16 protein-coding genes and 1 other RNA gene are annotated in these 20,650 nt (G+C 42.1%); 2 read left to right on the plus strand and 15 right to left on the minus strand.

Annotated features, from left to right (window positions below; translation table 11 throughout):
- Positions 1-16: 16 nt before the first annotated feature.
- The 7 genes from galE to KUG63_RS06245 all read right to left on the minus strand — a co-directional run bounded on the left by galE (position 17) and on the right by KUG63_RS06245 (position 7,458).
- On the minus strand, positions 17-1,009 hold the full coding sequence (galE, locus tag KUG63_RS06215) for a UDP-glucose 4-epimerase GalE (RefSeq protein ID WP_277641986.1): 993 nt from the start codon (positions 1,007-1,009) through the stop codon (positions 17-19).
- Complete coding sequence (glp, locus tag KUG63_RS06220; protein WP_287554431.1) at positions 1,006-2,232, minus strand: gephyrin-like molybdotransferase Glp; 1,227 nt, start codon at positions 2,230-2,232, stop codon at positions 1,006-1,008. The genes galE and glp overlap by 4 nt, the downstream gene beginning before the upstream one ends.
- Complete coding sequence (mobB, locus tag KUG63_RS06225) at positions 2,229-2,771, minus strand: molybdopterin-guanine dinucleotide biosynthesis protein B (RefSeq protein ID WP_287554433.1); 543 nt, start codon at positions 2,769-2,771, stop codon at positions 2,229-2,231. The genes glp and mobB overlap by 4 nt, the downstream gene beginning before the upstream one ends.
- Positions 2,772-2,775: 4 nt before the next feature.
- A complete protein-coding gene (gene nhaD / locus KUG63_RS06230) occupies positions 2,776-4,218 on the minus strand; it encodes a sodium:proton antiporter NhaD (protein ID WP_016390039.1) in 1,443 nt (480 codons plus the stop codon).
- Positions 4,219-4,501: 283 nt separating this feature from the next.
- Positions 4,502-5,422: a ribosome biogenesis GTPase YlqF gene (gene ylqF / locus KUG63_RS06235; RefSeq protein WP_287554434.1), complete on the minus strand. Its 921-nt coding sequence runs from the start codon at positions 5,420-5,422 to the stop codon at positions 4,502-4,504.
- Positions 5,423-5,458: 36 nt separating this feature from the next.
- Positions 5,459-5,665 (minus strand): SlyX family protein, encoded by a 207-nt coding sequence (locus KUG63_RS06240; RefSeq protein ID WP_277641990.1) that lies wholly within the window; start codon positions 5,663-5,665, stop codon positions 5,459-5,461.
- Positions 5,666-5,673: 8 nt separating this feature from the next.
- Positions 5,674-7,458 carry a DEAD/DEAH box helicase gene (locus KUG63_RS06245; protein ID WP_277641991.1) on the minus strand — a complete coding sequence of 595 codons (1,785 nt, stop codon included), beginning with the start codon at positions 7,456-7,458 and terminating at the stop codon, positions 5,674-5,676.
- Positions 7,459-7,698: 240 nt separating this feature from the next.
- On the opposite strand from KUG63_RS06245, the gene KUG63_RS06250 reads away from it, so the two are divergent.
- The gene (locus tag KUG63_RS06250) at positions 7,699-8,286 is read left to right on the plus strand and encodes a hypothetical protein (RefSeq protein ID WP_020932273.1); all 588 of its coding nucleotides are present in this window, start codon (positions 7,699-7,701) and stop codon (positions 8,284-8,286) included.
- Positions 8,287-8,376: 90 nt separating this feature from the next.
- Here KUG63_RS06250 and dmpG read toward each other — a convergent pair whose 3' ends face one another.
- Both dmpG and KUG63_RS06260 read right to left on the minus strand, forming a co-directional pair.
- The gene (gene dmpG, locus KUG63_RS06255; protein ID WP_020932274.1) at positions 8,377-9,447 is read right to left on the minus strand and encodes a 4-hydroxy-2-oxovalerate aldolase; all 1,071 of its coding nucleotides are present in this window, start codon (positions 9,445-9,447) and stop codon (positions 8,377-8,379) included.
- A complete protein-coding gene (locus KUG63_RS06260) occupies positions 9,447-10,364 on the minus strand; it encodes an acetaldehyde dehydrogenase (acetylating) (protein ID WP_269465065.1) in 918 nt (305 codons plus the stop codon). The genes dmpG and KUG63_RS06260 overlap by 1 nt, the downstream gene beginning before the upstream one ends.
- Before the next feature lie 321 nt (positions 10,365-10,685).
- Between KUG63_RS06260 and KUG63_RS06265 the strand changes: the two genes are divergently transcribed.
- Complete coding sequence (locus KUG63_RS06265; RefSeq protein ID WP_277641993.1) at positions 10,686-12,065, plus strand: phosphomannomutase CpsG; 1,380 nt, start codon at positions 10,686-10,688, stop codon at positions 12,063-12,065.
- Between the two features lie 69 nt (positions 12,066-12,134).
- On the opposite strand, the gene KUG63_RS06270 is transcribed toward KUG63_RS06265, so the two are convergent.
- The 6 genes from KUG63_RS06270 to ssrA all read right to left on the minus strand — a co-directional run.
- Positions 12,135-13,436, minus strand: coding sequence for a sensor histidine kinase (locus KUG63_RS06270; protein ID WP_073022935.1), 1,302 nt, complete (start codon positions 13,434-13,436; stop codon positions 12,135-12,137).
- Position 13,437: 1 nt separating this feature from the next.
- Positions 13,438-14,175: a response regulator transcription factor gene (locus tag KUG63_RS06275; protein WP_073022934.1), complete on the minus strand. Its 738-nt coding sequence runs from the start codon at positions 14,173-14,175 to the stop codon at positions 13,438-13,440.
- A gap of 26 nt (positions 14,176-14,201) precedes the next feature.
- Positions 14,202-17,363 carry an efflux RND transporter permease subunit gene (locus KUG63_RS06280; protein WP_073022933.1) on the minus strand — a complete coding sequence of 1,054 codons (3,162 nt, stop codon included), beginning with the start codon at positions 17,361-17,363 and terminating at the stop codon, positions 14,202-14,204.
- Complete coding sequence (locus KUG63_RS06285) at positions 17,356-18,675, minus strand: efflux RND transporter periplasmic adaptor subunit (protein ID WP_073022932.1); 1,320 nt, start codon at positions 18,673-18,675, stop codon at positions 17,356-17,358. The genes KUG63_RS06280 and KUG63_RS06285 overlap by 8 nt, the downstream gene beginning before the upstream one ends.
- Positions 18,665-20,044, minus strand: a complete 1,380-nt coding sequence (locus KUG63_RS06290; protein WP_073023335.1) for a TolC family protein — start codon at positions 20,042-20,044, stop codon at positions 18,665-18,667. The genes KUG63_RS06285 and KUG63_RS06290 overlap by 11 nt, the downstream gene beginning before the upstream one ends.
- Before the next feature lie 515 nt (positions 20,045-20,559).
- Positions 20,560-20,650, minus strand: a transfer-messenger RNA (tmRNA) gene (gene ssrA / locus KUG63_RS06295); the annotation flags it as partial.

Here is a 20,650-nt window from a genome sequence, read left to right on the forward strand (position 1 = left end):
GGCTCGCTTGAACCTGTTAGCTACCGTGTGTAATTAGTTTCTTTTCCCAGGCTAAGGATGTTTTAACGATCAGGTTTAAATCATCGTACTGAGGTTGCCAGCCAATGGTTTGACGGATTTTTTCAGCCACAGAGATGAGTTCTGGTGGGTCACCGGCACGACGGGGCTTTTCTTCGACACAGATGGGTACGCCATGTTCTTCATTAATAGCGTTAATGACTTCTTTAACGCTAAAACCATGTCCGTAACCACAATTAAGGGTTGTTGATTCGCCATTATTTCTTAAATAATCCAGAGCGTTAATATGTGCTTCAGCTAAGTCAGACACATGGATGTAATCACGAATACCGGTGCCATCGGGTGTTGGGTAATCAGTGCCAAAGACAAATAATTTTTCACGTTTCCCAGCAGCAACTTCAGCGGCGACTTTAATGAGTAAAGTCGCATTTTTTGTTGATTGACCAATTTTTCCATCGGGGTCCGAACCGGCAACGTTAAAATAGCGCAAGATAACGTGATTGAGTTCTGTGGCCTTAGATAAGTCGCGAATCATCTGCTCACTCATCAGTTTAGAGCTGCCATACGGATTAATCGGTGCGGTAGGGGTTTCTTCTGAAGCAAAACCGGTTTCAAGCTCGCCGTATACAGCAGCAGTAGAGCTGAAGATTATATTTTTTATGCCTGCTTTAGAGCAGCACTCCAATAGGTTACGCGTGCAACAGGTATTATTTTCATAATACTTCAGTGGGTTTTCAACAGACTCAGGGACGATGGTGTGAGCTGCAAAATGTAGGACAGAATCAATATTGTGTTGTTGTAGGATACGGTCAACAAGTTTTTTGTCGCCGGTGTTACCTTGAATGAATTTACCGTACAAAATTGAGTGTTCAAAACCAGTTGATAAATCATCTAATATGATGATGTTTTCGCCTCGTTCGCCAAGCAACTTCACAACATGGCTACCTATATAGCCTGCGCCGCCGGTCACTAAAATGGATTTTGCTGTCATAGGGTGTTTTCCAATAATTGAATGGTTACAGGTTGGCCTTTCTCAATGTCGCCAGCTGATTGCTCTAAGACAATTAAACAGTTAGCTTTAGACATAGAGCTTAGCATGTGTGAGCCTTGTCCGCCTGTTGAATGAACCAATAGCTCGCCGTCTTTGTTTTCAACAAACCCACGTTGAAATTCGGTACGCCCAGGCTGTTTTTTGATGATTTCAGTTGTTTTGGCCTGTAAATTAACACTTGTTTGTGGCGCTCGCCCCATGATTTTATGTAATGCAGGCAGCACAATTTGCTGAAAGGTCACCATGACTGAGACAGGGTTGCCCGGCAAGCCAAAAAAAGCAGCCTCGCCGATAGTACCAAAAACTAGCGGTTTGCCCGGTTTAATGGCAATTTTCCATAAATTAACGGTACCAATTTTAGCCAGAACTTCAGCAATAAAGTCGGCCTCACCAACCGAAACGCCACCAGTGGTAATGATCAGGTCACAGTTTTTAGAGGCGGATACCAACGCTTCTTCAACAGCAAGGCGGTTGTCTGGAATGACACCTAAGTCTATGGGTGTAACACCCGCTTGTTCAAGTAAGGCTTGCAAGGTGTAGCGGTTGCTATCAAAAATTTGCCCAAGTTGAGCTTGTTGTCCAATAGAAATGAGTTCATCACCGGTTGAGAAGAACCCCACGGTGAGTTGTTTGAAAACGCTAATGTCTGCAATGCCACGAGCTGCAAGTAGCCCTATGTCGGCAGGCTTTAAGAGGTTGCCTTTATTGAGTATTGCTTGATTCTTTTTTGTGTCATCTCCAATGTTTCTGATGTTTTCACCGTGTTTTGGTTGCTGTGTTATTTGAATCTGTTCGTCGGTTCGATGAACATTTTCCTGCATGACAACGCAATCACAATCATCTGGAACATAGGCGCCGGTAAAAATTCGGATACATTCCCCTTTAGCCACTTTTTTGGTGAAAGGTTTGCCGGCCCAAGAAACACCAATCACTTTTAGTGAGTGACATTGTTGGTCACCGGTTCGAATGGCATAACCATCCATGGATGAGTTCCTAAAACTAGGAACATCTATAGAAGACTTTATATCTTCATAGGTGATTCTATTAAGCGAGTCCTTTAGCGATACACGCTCATAACGATCAGTTTGCTGAAGCGTTTGTAAAATTTGAGTTAATGCTTGCTCCAGTGTTAATACCCCAGGGGTGCTACAACAGTCAGTCATTCTGTGGCCTTTAAAAATTGGTCGATGATAAAGTTAGCGATTTGTTTAGGCTTGTTTATGTCAAAGTGTGGAAGCTCTGTCGAGAAGTTTGTGTTGCTGGCTATAGCGATAATTGAAGTGTCATTAGTGTATAGAAAAGGAGCGTTTAATTCAGCTCGATGCAGTTCAATTTTTGGATAAAACGTGTATTTAAAGCCCTCAACTATCACCAAGTCAACAGAGCCTGGAGGAAAGCAACCTAGTTGTTCTGCCAGAGTGGGCTCGTTTCCGTCTAACTCGGTAATCACCGCGCGACGATGACTAGAAACCAACACAACAGGGGAGGCCCCAGCTTTTCTCAGGCGATAGCTGTCCTTGCCTGGTTGATCGATTTCAAAATCATGGTGGCTGTGTTTAATTAAGCCAGTTTTCAGCCCGCGTTCATTCAATATAGGAATGAGTTGGCTGATAAGCGTTGTTTTCCCAGTGCCGCTATTGGCTACAAAACCTAAAATAGGCGCGGGTGGTGACGAGTTATCCGCTGTGTGCGAGTTCTTCATGTGGTTAAAAGTGTGACGCATTAACCCATAGGTGAACATAGATACTGGCTATATAGCCTAACGCGATAATCGGTGTCCATTTAAGGTGAGAAGCAAACGTGTAAATGCCACGAGCCTGCCCCATTAAAGCTACACCTGCAGCCGAGCCAATGGACAGCAAGCTACCACCAACACCAGCTGTAAGAGTGACTAACAGCCATTGGCCATGTGACATATCTGGGTTCATCGTGAGTACCGCAAACATAACAGGGATATTATCGACAATAGCCGAGAGTACGCCTACGATGACATTGGCAACCGTTGGTCCTAGCTCACCATACATCGTTTCAGAAATCATGCCTAGATAACCAATAAAGCCTAATCCACCGACAGCCATAATAACGCCGTAGAAGAAGAATAAGGTGTCCCATTCTGCGCCAGCCACTTTTTTAAAGACATCAAAGTCTTTATCACGAGTATAGTCAGTATTTCTCGCTTCCATGCCCTCGTTAAATCGGTCTTCTGTGGGGTTGCCGCTAAAACGATAGGTTCTTTTGAGATAGTAGCCAAAAAACTTTAAATACGCCAAACCGGTCATCATGCCAATAGCAGGGGGTAAATGAAGAAAGTTGTGGAAGCTCACAGCCGTTAGAATGGTTAATAAGAATAGGACGACAATGACTATTCCTCCGCGATGCATTACAAGTTGTTCGCCGTCAACTTTGTCGGGGGAGCCGCTTGGAATGAAAAAATGCATGATGGCCGCAGGCACGAGGTAGTTAACAAAAGACGGCAAAAATAAGGTGAAAAACTCGGTAAAACGAACAAGTCCTTTTTGCCAAACCATCAGTGTTGTAATATCGCCAAACGGGCTAAAGGCACCTCCAGCGTTTGCTGCAACAACGATAGCAATACATGAAATGGCCACAAATTTTGGTTCTTTGGTACCAACCGTCAAGGCAACTGTGCACATAATAAGCGCGGTGGTTAAGTTGTCAGCTATTGGGGATATAAAGAAAGCGAGTATCCCTAAAAGCCAAAACAACGATTTATAACTAAAGTTTTTCTCAACTAACCAACCTCTTAACGCATCGAACACACCTCGTTCTATCATGGCGTTTATGTAGGTCATGGCGACTAGGAGAAAGAAAAATAGCTCTGCGTACTCAAGAAAGTTATGTCGTATTGCAATTTCAGCGGAGTCATCAAAACCATGTTGTTGGTAAGCAATGGCAATCATGATCCAGATGATGCCTGCTGCTAAAAGAACAGGCTTTGATTTGGGTAAATGAAGCTGTTCTTCAAAAATAACTAATAGGTAGGCAATAGCAAATACGCCAAGGGCTAAATAGCCAATTATATTGTCGGTTAGATCAAGATGACTTGTTTCGCTGGTATTACTAGCAAACGCTATGGTGGGTACAAAAAATATAAATAGTAGGTAAGCAAAGCGTGTAGATAAGTTCATTGATTCCTTAGGTGTAATACAGGTGGGTAGGATAGAGATGAAAAGCATATTATATCATTGACAGGCTATTGGATCGCAAACCTTAATTAGCAAATGTGACTCTGAATTTAATTGTGCCCGACCTGATCAGGCGACGTAGGCAAGTTTGTTTTTGAGCCTGTGTAATAGGCGCAAACGGCCATTGAAAGGGCATTATAAATAGGTGGATATGGGGTAACTGCAAGAAATGAAAAACATGCGCACTGATCTAATAAGCGTTATTAGATGAAACTAAGATCAGCTATTATTTTTTATTTTTCCAATTCTTTTTTCGAGCGGCTTTTAGTGCAGCTTTTTCGGCTAGTATTTTTTCAGTTTTAGCGACCTCAAGCTCAATCATTTTAGGTGTTTCCAGTGTGATGTTACCTAAGGTTCCACTTCGATAATCATGAATAAAAATAGCAGAAGCCTTATTGAGGTTGACACGACCTCCAGAGACTAAAGCTCCCCTTTTTTTACCGATGGATTCAAGTAGGGCAGTTTCATTTTTTGGTGGCTCATCTAGCGAGTAGCGTTCCATTAAGGCATCGGGGTGTTCTTTTAGAAAATACTCAGCGGCATAATAAGCGATATCATCATATTCAATAGCCGTATCTTTGATGGCCCCTGTGATGGCTAAACGATAGCCGCTGTCTTCGTTTTCTACTTTTGGCCAAAGTAGGCCGGGTGTGTCAAATAAGATTATATTATTGCCTAGGTCAATCCGTTGTTGTGTTTGAGTGACGGCGGGTTCATTGCCCGTTTTGGCAATGGTTCTTCCTGCTAATGTGTTGATTAATGTAGATTTTCCAACATTAGGAATACCTGTAATAAGGCAGGTAATAGGGGATATTTTTGTACCTTTGTTTGGCACTAGTTTTTGGCAAAGTGAGAATATTTGTTCACTTTTATTCGGTTGATTTAAGTTTAATGCCAGTGTCTTTGTGTTTTTGTTGCGTTCTAAGTATTCCTGCCAAGCTTTTGTTTTATCGGCTTGAGCTAAATCCGTTTTGTTTAGAATTTTAATACAAGGCTTATCAGCACGAATACTAGCCAGCATAGGGTTTTCACTGCTGTATGGAATTCTAGCATCCAGTACTTCAATAAACATATCCACCTCGGGGAGGCGCTGTTTAATCTCCTTTTGGGCTTTATGCATATGCCCTGGATACCAGTTTATGCTCATGATTAGGTTTATCTGTTAGTTGAGTATCGGTTGTTTCTAATAATGTGGCGGAACTTCATCCAAGGCGGAAAATAGGCTTTTCGTGTCCGTGGATGTTTCTTGAGAGCGGTTTGTTAGCTCTTTGATTTGTTTTTTGAGCGAGTCTATTTGATCTTGCTGCTGACAAAGAACACGATCCAATTGTTGGATCGTGTCTTCTTGATATGCCACTTTTATTTCAAGCTCTGTAATTCTTTCGTCCATACTTAAGTTTAAAACGACTTGGTTTTTTTCTTTTTAGGTTTTTTAGTGTACGTTTTTTTCTTACCTTTAGCGGGTTTCGCCGAGGTTGCGGCAGGCTTTGCTACATGATCGGTTCGCTCGATATTAAGCGGCTGATTTCGAACGCGAATTTTTTTCAGGCTTTGAAAAACAATTTTTGGCATGCCAACGGGCAATTCAATATAACTGTGGTCTTCATTGAGCTCTATATGGCCGATGTGCCTTGGTTCAACATCTGCTTCGTTGGCAATGGCGCCAACAATATCACCCGGCATAACATTGTGGTTTTTTCCAACTTCAATGCGGTAGTTGTCCATCGGCACTTTGGGGTTGCCACGTTTACTTTTGGGTAAATCATCTTTATCTGGGCGCAATGATTTGCTTCTTCTTTCACCTTTAATTGAGGCGTCTTGACGAGGGCTTTTTCCTTCTTTGGCTGATGATTTTTTAGAGGATTCCTCAAGCATCAATGGTTTGTCTTTTTGAGCCAAATAGGCCAATGCCCCTGCTAGTTGAATCGGGTCAGCATCGTGTTCTTCTATATAGGACTGAATAAGCTGGTGGAAAAAATCTAATTTCTTATTCGACATCACTTGTGTCAGTGTTGCTTTAAAGTCGTTAGCTCGTTTTTCATTAACTTGTTGGCGAGTTGGTAACTCCATGGGTTTGATTGGCTGACGGGTAGCGTTTTCAATAGCACGTAGTAGGCGACGTTCGCGTGGTGCAACAAATAAAATCGCCTTGCCTGTCCTACCTGCGCGACCAGTACGCCCAATACGGTGAACATAGGCTTCTGTATCATAAGGGATGTCATAGTTCACAACATGGCTGATACGGGCAACATCTATGCCGCGGGCCGCTACATCGGTGGCAACCAGAATGTCAATTTGACCTTTTTTCAATTGATCAATGGTTCGTTCACGAAGCGCTTGGGTCATATCACCATTAATAGCCGAGGCGGAATAGCCACGGGCTTCGAGTTTTTCAGCTAACTCTACGGTCAATGCTTTTGTGCGGACAAACATAATAATGCCGTCAAAGTCTTCAACCTCAAGGATTCGCGTTAAAGCATCTAGTTTATGTAAGCCGCTAACCATCCAAAAACGTTGCTCAATGCGTTCAACGGTTGATGTTTTAGAAATAATCTTAACGACTTTTGGTGAGCTTAGATATTTGTCGGCAACACGTCGAATGGGGGCAGGCATGGTTGCAGAGAATAGGGCAACCTGTCGCTGCTCTGGTGTTTGTTCTAAAATCCACTCTACATCTTCAATAAAACCCATTCTTAGCATTTCATCGCCCTCATCTAAGACGATGGTTTTTAGGTTATCTAGTTTTAACGTCTTACGGCGTAAATGATCCATTACACGGCCTGGTGTACCAACAACAACGTGTACGCCACGGCGCAGTTGCCTTAATTGGGTATCCATCGCTTGGCCGCCATAAATTGGCAACACATTGAAGCCCTTCATTGAGCTAGCATAGGTTTTAAATGCCTCAGCAACTTGAATGGCTAGTTCACGTGTGGGTGCTAGCACTAATACTTGCGGGCCGCTGACTGTTAAGTCAATTTTTGATAAAAGGGGTAAAGCAAATGCGGCTGTTTTACCAGTACCCGTTTGTGCTGTACCAATTAAATCATGGCCATCTAGCAAATGTGGTATTGCTTCAGCTTGAATAGGAGAGGGTTGTTCGTAACCGATGCGTTTTAGAGCGTCCATTACAGGAGTAGACAACGCTAAGTCAGCGAAGCCTAAGGTAGGTTGGGATGTCATTTTTAGAGCCTTCAATTGGGATAGTCGGGGTGTTAGATTGCATTCATCTAAACCTTCTATCAGAGATAAAGTGGTTATTATAAACTTTTATGTTTAAAAATTGGAGATTAACCGAACAAGAGCGGTAATCACCCATTTTGTTGATGAATTAAGCGCTTAAAGGATGCGCAAATTAATAAGAATCAGCTATTCTTTAAGGTAAGCAGTTAATAAAATTCAAATAAAAAAAGGGTTAGCAAAATGAAAAATGGGAGAGAGCATCGTTTATTGCTTTGTTTATTGGTTTTTTTCTTCCTAACAGCCTGCGGCAGCCCGCTTCCTAGAACAGAAGATGTGACTAAATCGCCTTGGAATAGCTTCAAACAGGCCATGTCTGCATACGATAAAATTATTCTTAACCAAACAACAATCGAAGAGTTACAGCAATTGGGCTTTAATCCTTACTCAACACCAAACGTAAAAATACTGTCGTACTTAGATATTCTGCAAAAATTTATGCCAACTAATTCTGTTAAATTGGAGCACCTACCAGTAAGTGTTAGAAATTGTTTGATGAAGCAAGAGGCCTGTATTGCCTATGAGGCGCATCCGGGTATTATTAAAAGAAAACGCGTGGGTAGCGTGTTTAATGATTTGTTGGGCTTTAAGCGTAAAACAATAGAAACGGGTTGGCGTTTTGATGCGCTGATTGTGTTAGATAATGGCGTAGCTGTTTATAAAATTTGGAGTGGCGTGCCGTTTCTAGATTCTGAAAAGTCACGCAAAAACCCATTAGGGCCATTGCAAGGGTCGGGCAGTTCGTTGGCCAGAGATGCTTTAGGCGTTTAAGTATTTTAAATTTAGTTTTATATTAACTAATAAAAAAGCCTTGCCATTTTAATGGCAAGGCTTTTTTTATACTGTTCCTAGCGTTGTTTCTTACACGCTGGTAGTAATTTCTATGCCTCGTTGTTTAGCCATTGTCATCGCCGTATCAACAATCATATCTTCTTGGCCTGCAATCATTTTCTTTCTGCCCAGTTCAACGAGAATATCGCGAGCCGGAATACCAAATCGTTCAGAAGCACGTTTAGCATGTAATAAGAAAGTTGAATAAACACCGGCGTAGCCTAAGGTTAATGACTCTCTATCAACACGAATAACATGATCCATTAATGGCAGAATAATATTCTCTGACAGATCCATGAGCTTAAATAGATCAATACCTGTTTCGATGCCCATGCGCTCACACACAGCGGCAAAAACTTCTAATGGTGTATTGCCTGCGCCAGCACCCAAACCAGCTGCTGAACCATCAATTCGGCTAGCGCCTGCTTCAATAGCTGCAATAGAGTTTGCAATGCCCATTCCAAGGTTGTGATGACCATGAAAGCCGATTTCTGTCTCAGGCTTTAACGTATCGCGTAAGGCTGAAATACAGCGGGTAACATCTTCAGGCAACATATAACCAGCCGAGTCGGTTAGGTAAACAGTTTGTGCGCCGTAAGACTCCATCAGTGCGGCTTGTTCGGCAAGGCCTTTAGCAGTATTTAAATGGGCCATCATTAAAAAGCCGGTAGTATCCATGCCCAATTTGCGAGCAAAAGCGATGTGTTGAGGTGATGTGTTTGCTTCCGTGCAATGCGTGGCGACATGAACACTACGTGCACCTGCATCATAAGCGGATTGAAGTTCCTTCATCGTGCCCATTCCAGGAATCAGCAAAACCGACACAATAGCTTGCTTCATTAAAGGGGCGACGGCAGAAATGTATTCTTCATTAGTGGCCATTGAAAAGCCATGCTGCAATGAATTACCACCCAGCCCTGCACCATGTGTGACTTGAATGTATGGAACGTTTGCATCATCTAATGCGGTTGCAACGCGAACCATTTCTTCAACAGAAATTTGTTCACCCTTGGCATGCATGCCATCACGCAGGCACATGTCATGTAAAATAACTTTGCGGCCATCTAATGAGCTTAGTTTTTCGGTTGTTGACTCTGACATTACGCAGCCTCCACAGGTTTAAGAGTTATTGTTCCATTTTGAATTTCTTCCGCGAACATCTCTGCCGTTCTAGTGGCAGCAGCAGTCATTACATCAAGGTTGCCAGCGTATTTGGGTAAATAGTCACCAAGCCCTTCAACTTCCATAAACACAGAAATTTTATTGCCATCAAAAATAGGCCCATTAATAAGCTTGTAGCCTGGGACGTACTTTTTAACTTCTTCAATCATATTTAGGATGGACTCAACGATCTTGTCTTCCTGTGGTTTATCATCGGTAATACAGTAAATAGTATTACGCATAATAAGTGGGGGTTCAGCAGGGTTAATGATCGCTAAGGCCTTGCCTTTACGAGCACCGCCAACCGTTTCAATAGCACTGGAGGTTGTATAAGTGAACTCGTCAAGGTTTTCACGAGTACCAATGCCAACAGACTTTGAAGCAAGGCTGGCCACAATCTCTGCATACTCAACAGATTGAATGCCTGATACCGCGCTGATAATAGGAATAGTGGCTTGCCCTGCACATGAAATCATATTTACGTTCATTTCAAGTTTTTCAGTATGCTGGCTTAAGTTAACGGGTGGGACACATAAGGGGCCAATAGCGGCTGGTGTTAAATCAATCATTAACACGCCAAGCTCATTAAGTTTACGGCTGTTTTCAGCGTGAACATAGGCACTGGTTGCATCAAAGGCTATTTGAATATTGTCTTCAAGCACATGAGGTAATAAACCATCGACACCATCAGAGGTTACCTTGAGGCCCATATTTTTAGCGCGGAGCAAACCTTCAGACTCTGGATCAATACCTACCATCCAAACAGGTTCAAGGTAAGGGCTTCTTTGAATTTTATAGATAAGATCTGTGCCAATATTGCCAGATCCAATCAATGCGCACTTGATTTTTTCCATGATTGTCCTTTAGTTAAATTAAATAGTGGAGAGTTAGTAAGGAGGGTAGATTGGTCGTATTAAATTGAGGTTAGTAACAACTACCGAATAACCATCAACTAATGATACTATTTGAATTACGAAAAAACTACCCTTTTAAAAAGGCTTATGGGGCACTGTAGTCACAAGAAAATTCCCATAAAGTATTAATCTAACTAAATACTCTTTGGTCTATTTCCATTTTAGATGTCTTAACGCCTACTAGGTATAAAAGGTGTATGGCATATACTTATGCTATAAGAGAAAGCGACGTTGTAATTTTAATTTTAATAAAAAGAAAATGTAATGACGAGTAAATTAACGTGTTTTAAAGCCTACGATATTCGAGGTCAACTTGGCGTAGAGCTTAACGAAGAAATTGCTTATAGAATTGGCAGAGCATTTGGTGCGTTCTTGAAAGCAAAGAAGATTGTTATCGGTGGTGATATCCGTGAGACAAGCCCAGCGCTGAAACAAGCCATTGCAAATGGGTTGAAAGATGCGGGAGTCAATGTTGTTGACATCGGTATGGTGGGTACAGAAGAGGTTTATTTTGCTACAAAGTATCTAGGAGTTGATGGTGGTGTTGAAGTAACAGCGAGCCATAACCCTATTAATTATAATGGCATGAAATTGGTGCGAGAGGACTCAAAGCCGATCAGTGGTGATACAGGTTTAAAAGAAATTCAACGAATGGCAGAAGAAAATGATTTTCCTGCTATTGATTACGCTTTAAGAGGTGGTTCGGAGCAAATTTCTACGCTGGATGCATATGTTTATCACTTGCTTAGTTATGTGCAGCCGGAAAAATTAAGGCCACTAAAGTTGGTTGTCAATGCGGGGAATGGAGCAGCTGGACATGTGATTGATGCTCTTGAGCAACGTTTTAACGCGGCGTCTATTCCAATTGAATTCATTAAGGTTCACCACGAGCCTGATGGCCTGTTTCCAAATGGAATTCCTAACCCTTTATTGGTTGAAAACCGTCCTGCAACGGCTAATCAAGTCAAGGCGCACGGAGCAGACTTAGGAATAGCATGGGATGGCGATTTTGATCGGTGTTTTTTGTTTGATGAAAATGGTGAGTTTGTTGAAGGTTATTATATTGTTGGTTTGTTGGCGGAGGCTTTTTTAGTCAATAATCCAGGTGAAAAAATAATTTATGACCCACGCCTGACTTGGAACACCATTGATATAGTTAAGTCCTCAGGTGGTGAAGCTATTATGAGCAAAACGGGGCATGCATTCATAAAAGAACGTATGCGAAAAGAAGATGCCGTGTACGGTGGTGAAATGAGTGCACATCATTATTTTAAAGACTTTGCTTATTGCGATAGCGGCATGATTCCTTGGTTATTGATTATTGGCTTATTAAGCACTAAAAATAAAAAACTCTCAGAGTTGGTGGCAGAAAGAATAGCCGCATTTCCATCATCGGGTGAAATCAATAGTCAATTAATTGACCCAGATGCTTCAATAAAGCGTGTTCTTGAAGCATTTAAGGCACAAGCAAATAAAATAGATGAAACAGATGGCATTGGCCTGGAGTTTGATAACTGGCGTTTTAACTTAAGGCAATCGAACACAGAACCGGTTGTGCGTTTAAATGTTGAGTCGCGTGGAAATATAGCCTTAATGGAAGAAAAAACAAAAAAAATATTACAGATACTAACAGACACAGATTAAATGTGTAAGGCTGGGTATATGAAAATAGAAGCTATTTTAGTTAACTAATCTATCTCGTACTTACATGGCCTAAAGATCAGAAGCTTGTTGTCTTGTGCAAAATGAAAGAACCACTTGATAACCGTTATTCAACACCTGATGATGATAAGACCAGCCCAATTTTGTAGCTAATTTATCGATTAGCTTAATGCCTATACCATAGCCATCATCTAGGTTTTCTTTTTCAATATAGTTGGGTGCACGTGGGCTACTTTTTTCTTTATTTATAACAGTAAGTATTTGACTATTAAGGTTTATCTTTACCGAGCCACAATAAGTATGTTGGTATGCATTACGGATGATATTCCCTATGATTATTTCAGTGGCTGTTTTAGGCAAAGTTAGCTCACGGTTTTCTAAATGACAGTTAACGGTGACTTCTTTACCTGACAGTAGGTACATTAAATTTTCACTGATCTGTTCTATCATTGTCTTAACATTGATGGCGTTTAGCGGCAGGGTTTCATTTGTATCCCTTCCTAGCCATAACAGTGTTTCGGTTAAATCGGCCATCGTTTTTGAGGCGTGATCAATGCGAGCAATGGCATTATTGCCTTTAATATTGTCAGGATCGACAACTCTTTGCAAAAGTTCACTGCTGCTGCGAATAACGGCAATAGGGGTGCGTAATTCATGGCTGGCATGGTTAACAAACTCTCTTTCGCGGTATAACGTCGTGCGAACATCTTGCAAACTGTTATGAATAATATGTGCAAGGGCATCTAGTTCTTTGTATTTAAATGAAGGAATGGGTGAGTCGAGTTGTTTCTCGTCAAGCTTAGCGGCCCATTGTTGAAGCTTTTCTACTGGCCTTGTGACGCTGCGCATAAGAAACTGCAAAGCAAGCGCAAAAGAAGCCAGAGCAATCAGACCAAGCAGTATGTTATAGATAATGCGATTGATATGAAAAGGTCTGGTTTGACGAGTGGGTGGGGCCTCAAAAGCTTGTGATACATAGCGAATATCGCCATTTGGTAAGCGTGCCAGCAAGGCAAACTGTGCGGATTCCGGTCTTTTAAACCAATTCGGTTTGTTAATGTTTTTTAACAATACGTATGGCTGAAAGTCGGTGGGTTTAAAGCTTGAGCGAATTTTTTCAGGTAACTTGTTGTATTGATCTGAAATGTAAAAATCAAGAATTTTTGCACTACCGCTTGTATCTAATTCAGCCCTTTCAGCAACACGAATCATGGTTCTTTTTAGCATGCCGTCCATGCCATCAAAAAAACTATCACTGTTTTGAATTGAAAAAAGAATGATCAAAATGGCTGCAAGGCTAAATAATGACCACAAAATATAACGGCGTAAACTAAGTCGTAAATCATTCACCATACTATCTGCGCTCCTGCTTGTTATCGGTTTGCTCAATGTCATTATCGTCTGCAACTTTTGAGGACGGTGAGCTTGTTAAAGCAACACAAAAACCAGCGTTTGGAAGTGCTTTTACCTCTATATTAGAGTCGCCTTGAGCCAGCAATTTTCGTAGGTTATGAATATGCACTTTTAAGGTATTACTTTCGGGCGCTTCATCTTTCCAAACGGCATCGATAAGGCGCTGGCGACTGACGGCATTACCTTGTTCACGAAGTAGTACTTGAAGGATTTTAAAGGTGGTTGGGCTGAGCTTTAAAAGGCTCTCGTTAACAGAGGCGATTTGTGCTTTTAGATCTAAAGAAACATTACCAAATTGGAGTTTTCTTATTTGTCCAGAACGTCGTGTCGACAGTGTGATCACGCGGGCGACTAACTCAGCCATCTCAAAAGGTTTCACTAAGTAATCATCGGCACCCATTTGAAAGCCTTCTAGTTTACTTTCTAGCTTGTCTCTGGCAGTTAGCATGATGATAGGGGTGTCATCACCTTGATTTCTTACATGTTCGCAGACACGAAACCCATCCATTTTTGGCAGGTTGATATCAAGGATGATAACGTCGAATCTTTGTGCATTCATTAAGTTCAAAGCGGCAATACCGTTAGCGACATGATCGCAGGCCATGTCTTCCAACTCTAAATAGTCAATAATATTGCCTGCAAGGCCTAAATTATCTTCTACCAATAATACTCGTATCATCTGCTCTCCAGTGTGCATTGATCGTTCTAGCTCTGGTTGTTTTCTGTTGTTGGCTGCTTCATTTTGCTTAACGGCTGGTTCGATAACGCACGGTTAAAGACACGAAAGATATCATCGTAAATTAACAATAAAGCGGGGGTTAATAAAAGCGTGATTACCGTAGCAAATAAAATACCATAACCCAGTGATGCTGCCGCAGGGATTAAAAATTGTGCCTGCATCGATGTTTCGCCTAATATTGGGTATAAGCCTGCAAATGTGGTGATAGAGGTGAGTAGTACAGCGCGCAAACGACTTGTGCACGCTTCGATAACAGCGGCTTCTATCGCTAAGCCTTCATTACGTAAGGTATTAAAACGTGAAACTAGCAATAAACTATCATTCACCACGACACCGCTTAGCGCCAAGACGCCATTGAGTGATAATAAGCTCAACATGAGCCCGTTAGACCAATGCCCAATAATGGCGCCAACTATTCCAAAGGGGATGGCGGTCATTATAATTAATGGCTGCACATATGATTTTAATGGAATAGCCAACAGCGCAAAAATAGACAATAAAGCGAGAATAAATACGCTTTGCATTGAGCTTTGTGTTTCGGCTTGCTCCTCGGCTTCTCCGGCAAAATACAAGGATAAGTCCTGATATTGTCGTTCCAGCTGAGGAGCAAAACTTTCTTTTAGGTCGTTGACCAGTTCAGTAGAAGTAATCAGATCGCCGTCAACCGATGCGCTTACAGTGAGTGCTCGTAGCCCGTTAATACGCACCACCTGTTTTTGTTGTACATCGGGAATAATGCTGGCTACGACACTTAAAGGAACAACCGTGCCATCGGCTAACCGTACTTGCGTTGTTAATACATCGGAGGGATTCATTCGGTCTTTTTCTGGGTAACGCACCCTCACTTTAACTTCATTTTTATCACGCAGGTAACGTTGAACAACTTCACCGCCAAATGCTTTTAGCAGCTGTTGGGACAGGCTTCTGGTGTCCATCCCCATGGCGCGTCCTTGAGGCGTTAGCTCAAAACGCATCATCGCTTCGCCTGGCGTTAAAGAGCTTTCGATGGCATACACGCCATTGATTTCAGATAGCTTTTCTATAAAGGCGTTGTTCACCGCCGTCAGGGTATCTTCATTAATGCTTTTAAGCTCAACTTTAAAGCCTTCCACCATTTCACGACGAGAGCGAATTTTTAAACTTTTTACGCCTTCTAAGTTTCCCGCTAGTTGATTCCAGCGTGCGGATAGTTCATCCAAAGAATAGGGCTTGGCTTCATCTAGCGAAATAGTGAGGCTGCCACTTTGGTCGCCATTTGCTAATATTTGCAAACTACCAATGCCGGTTCCTGATTTATTCTTTTCTTGCAATAATTGTTTGTCAGCTTCCAATACTGCTTGCTCTAGCGTTAATAAGTTCTTTTCATTTTGACCAAAACTCGCGTCACTGTGCAAAGCCATATTGGCTGTGATGGTATCACCTTGCATGCTTGGGAAGAAGCTAACACGTACCGCACCGGTAAGCGGCAAGCTGATAACAATGATAAAAACAGCAATAAAAAATAGAATGGCCGCATAACGATACGCAATAGTAAGCTTAAGCAGTCGTTTGTATACACGATAGTTAAACCACTGTAAGCCATTGTCAGCGGCTGTTTGTATTTTATTCCAGATGCCTGCTAAGCCGGTTCTTGTTTGCTGTTTGGTGGGCAAATGGGCTAAATGCGCCGGTAAAATTAGTTTTGACTCAACCACCGATAACAATAAACACAGGGTAACAACCGTGCCGAATTGTGAATACAAGGTACCTAAACCACCCGACACATTAGATAAGGCAAAAAACGTGGCGACCGTTGTTAGCACACCAAATAACGTCGGTATAGCAACTTTATGGGTGCCTAATATGGTGTTATCCACGGTGTCGCCATGCTGTTTTCTCGTAGAGTAAACACTTTCGCCTATAACAACTGCATCATCCACCACAATACCTAATGCCATAATAAAGCCAAAGGTCGTCATTTCATTTAATGTCATGTCGGTGTAGTTGCCGGTCATGAAATACAAGGTGCCAAAGAAAATAAACGGCAAACTGGCTGCAACCCAAAAAGCGACACGTAAATTTAGAAATAACGCGAGGGTTATAAAAACCAGCGCTACTCCCATTAAAGCATTATTGGTTAGCAGGCTTAAACGCTCGGTGATCATGATGCTTTTGTCGTACCAAGTTTCCAGTTCAACGTCTTCAGGTAGTAAGCCTTTTTGATGCCAGGCTTCAACCACTTCATGGGCTTGTTTTACCATGCTGGTGATGTCACCGTATTCATCCATCATCACTTGAATGCCATAACCATTTTTGCCGTTGTAACGCGATAGTTTGTAGCTGTCATCGGCGAATATATCAGTCACTTTGGCTATATCGCCAACCGTCAGTACCACGCCATTTGAATGGGTAATCAGTGGAATATCAGCAAAGTCTTTCGCGTAGTAGGCTTGTTCTGATGCTTTTAAGCGAATGACTTTTTCTTTGTTGCGCAAACTGGTGGTTAGGGCGGTATTAGACTCTTGGTTAATAACCTCCGACACCGAAGAAAGGGATAAACCGTAAGCCTGTAATTTGGCTTCGTCGATTTCAACAGAGATCATGGGGTCAATAAAGATGCTGGCATTTACGTCTCTGATGTCAGACTTTGCAAGTAAGTCACGTTCAAGTTGTTCACCTAAATATTGCAAAGTGCTGTGGTCTACATCACCATAAAGTTGCACCCAGATGGCGTGTTGTTGCCGGCGGGCTTTCTCTATAACAGGTTTTTCTGCATCGGATGGAAAATTATAAATACTGTCTACTTCGGCCTTAATGTCAGTAAAAAGCACATCGAGGTCATATTCGGTTTCTTTTTCAACTTGTACCGTTGATCCGTTGGCAAGAGACGTTGAAGTAATCCGTTTGATACCTGGGAGGGCTTCTAGGGCATTTTCAATTTTTATTGCAATGCCTTCTTCTGCTTGTTCTGCATCACCACTATCGTAGACCATAGAGATGGTAATAAAGCGAGGCTCCATACTCGGAAAGGCTTCTTTTCGAATGTCATTCATGGAGACTAAACCAAGAATGATTAAACTAACCATCAGTAAATTGGCTGCAACAGGGTTTTGAGTAAACCAAGCAATAATGCCCTTGTGCTCAGTCATTATTTGATTCTCCAGTCGTTGCTTCAATAACAGCCTGCACCCGAGTGTTGGCCAAATAGCTGTTTAAGGGCCGAGAAACGATGAGCGCATTTTTAAGTTGTTGGTATGGGCTGATAAATGCAAAACCTTTATTTTCAAATAACACGTTTGGGGTAAATTTTTGCAAGGTGTTGTTGTTCGGTGAAATAAACCAGACTTCTTGTTTTTGAGAGACAGATGAAGCGGGTATTTTCCAAATATTATCTAATTTAATGCCTTGTATTTGAGCACTAACAAAACTACCCAAAAGGAGTGGGGGTTGTTGGGTAAGTGGTTTGTTTAAACTAACAATCGCATTTCGTTGTCGGGTGGTCATATCTTGATGAAGTTCTACACGAGATACATTGGCCTGCCACTGAATATTTGTTGAAGCATCCAACAAGGTAACTGGCCAGTCTAGTTCAGCTTGCGAGGTATAACTGGGTAGCAATGTCCATTGACTAGGCGATAAACCAATGGCTATTTCGGCACTATCGACAGAATATAGTTTTGCGACAGCCCCTCCAGTTTGAATATAACTACCGGGTGATACCTCTCGGCTAATAACCAGTGCATCAAAGGGTGCTGTGACCTCAGTTAACGCTACATCACGTGTTGCCGATGCCACGGTTTGCCGAGCTTTTTCTAATGCCGCCTGAGCAGCTTTTAATTGTGGTGCTCTTAAAACCAGATCTGACGCAGGGTCACCATCTAGACCTGAACGATTCCATTCATCACGTGCTTGTATGCCAAGTAAACGTTCTTCTTCCAACGATACAACGGCTGCTTGATAGTCTGACTGAGCGCTTGCTAAGGCTTTTAAGTAGGGAGTCTTATTAATAAATGCCAGTGTTTCACCTGCTTTTACTAAAGCGCCGGTTTTAAAATTAGCGGCTATTTTATCGATCTGTCCATTTACTTGAGCGATTAAGCTTAAGCTGTCAACGGGTTGAACTTCGCCATAGCCTTTAACAACGGCATGATAGCTAGCGGCAGACACTTTATAAATACCAACTTGCGCTTGAGAATTATCACTGTTTCTTTTAGTTGCATCAGCTTGGGTTTCGCTAGCGTTGTTATTGCGATCTTTTTCGGTTTGCGCTGGCAGGTTTCGCGGCGGCTTGGCAGAAGTTGTGCTTCTATCAACTTCAACACGGCTATTGTCCTTATTTGCCGGCTGATTGCCCCGAGGCTTGTTTGCTTTTCCAGCGTTCATATTCATCAGGGTATAAGTGATGGCGATAACAATAGTTGCTAGTGCAATTAAACTGACAAAAAGTTTTTTATTTTTCATAGGGCACTCCAAGGCCTAGTGCTAGGCCTAAGTTAATACGATTTTGAAGTTGTGATGCTTGCAGCTGAATGAGCTGGCTTTGTAAGTCGAATCGGCTGTTGTACACCGACACTAAATCAAGAATATTGGCCAGTCCTTGACGGTATTGGCCTTCAATGGTTTTAACGCTTCGTTCGGCATTATCAATGGCCATGCTGGTATATTTTTTTATGTCAGTTAATGCCCGTTCATTGTCTAGTGCGTTTTGTGTTTCTTGTACCGCGTTTAATAGCGACTCTTGATATAGCCACCAAGCGTCCACAGAGGCTAGTTTTTCTATTTCCACCTGCGCGCGTAGTGCTCCACCTTGAAACAACGGCGCTGTCATCTGCCCAAGTAAACTCCATAATGGATTAGTAAATAAGGCGTCAGTAGCAGAACTAGCACTATCGCTTAATGCAGCTGAAAGGTTAATACTGGGCAATAAAGCTTTATAAGCAATATCAACTTCAAATTCAGATGCTTTGAGTGTGTAATAAGCCGCTTGTAAATCTGGTCTACGCGATAGATTTTGCTTGGGTAGGTTCGCTAAAGGGAGCAGTACATCAGGAAAACTAGAGGATTGATCTAGCTCGGTTAGGCTTTGATCTTGTCGACCTAACAACACCGCAAGTGTACGCCTAGCCGTTGCTAAGTTATATTCATATTGAGCAAGTGTTGCCTGTATGGTGGCACTGCTTGTTCTGGCCGTATCCAAATCATCTAATGAGCCCAAGCCGGTGCGGTAACGGTTTAAAATAACCGTTTCATTATTTTCAAATACTGTTAGCCGAGCGCGTTCTATATTCAATAACTGTTGCTGGCTTAAAATATTAATATATTCACGTAAAACATTGGCCACCAAGCTGTCGCGAGCTGATTGGTATGCAGCTTCAGCACTTGCTGCCTGAAAGTTAGCAGCGCTGACACCATTGCTGATCTTTTGCCATAAGTCCAGCTCCCAGCTGATATTAAGGTTGTTGCTATAGCCAGAATTCTCATTCTTTGCTTTGCTAGCACTGCTTCCAGCACTTAAATTAACATTTTGGTCTGCTTCTGCGACATCGATAGCAACCTGAGCCGTTCGTAACGTCACTAATGTTTGTTGTAAATTGGCATTATTATTTAATGCCTCTTGAATAAAATTCGTAAGGTTTGGTATTGCCTCAATATCAACCAAATCAGTTAGTTGGCTGGCATCTTCGGCAGTAGCATCCTGTGCTTGCCATGTCACCATTTGCCCCGTTGTATTCAGAGCCGATTCGCTAAGCTGTTTATTACCTAAGTTCGCACATGCGTTTAATACCAAAGATATTGCGAATAGGCCGAGCGATTGAATCACTCTATTCATATAAAACACTCCCATGTTTTAAAGTTTTCTTGAGTTTAGTATGTCAAAAGTAGGGTTAAGGCAGGGTTAAGAGTGAACTTAAATAGAAAACTCAGGCTTATTTAGCAGTTTGTAGGGGTGAGGGAAGGGCGAAAAAGAGATGTGGAGAGGCGTTTATACTCGAGCATTGAGGTGTTGGAATGCAGCCGGATTTTGCACAAGCGGCAGTTTAGTAAAGTTTTCGACAGCTATTCAGACCAACCTCAAGGTGTAAGCCTTTTTTACCTGAAAAACGGCAAATTTTTGTTGTTGTGCTTCCGTCAGATTTTATACGCGGCTTAGCATTTTTAATTTTTATGTTGGTTAATGGCATATGGGGGCAACTCAATTTTGATAAGACTTGTTGCCCCTAATGTTGCCCAATTTGAGATGTGATGCGAATAGATCGAGGTGGGTGGGTTGGGGTGCTAGATGCAAGAAACCCTGCTACATAGCAGGGTTTCTTGGACTTTCTTGGTCTGTGTTAGACTGGTAAATGGTGGAGGTGGCGGGAATTGAACCCGCGTCCGCAAGCACTCCGCCCTCGGCTCTACATGCTTATCCTATAACTTTTAGTTTAATCAGTGG

The organism is Cycloclasticus sp., from assembly GCF_019090545.1.
Taxonomy (GTDB): domain Bacteria; phylum Pseudomonadota; class Gammaproteobacteria; order Methylococcales; family Cycloclasticaceae; genus Cycloclasticus; species Cycloclasticus pugetii.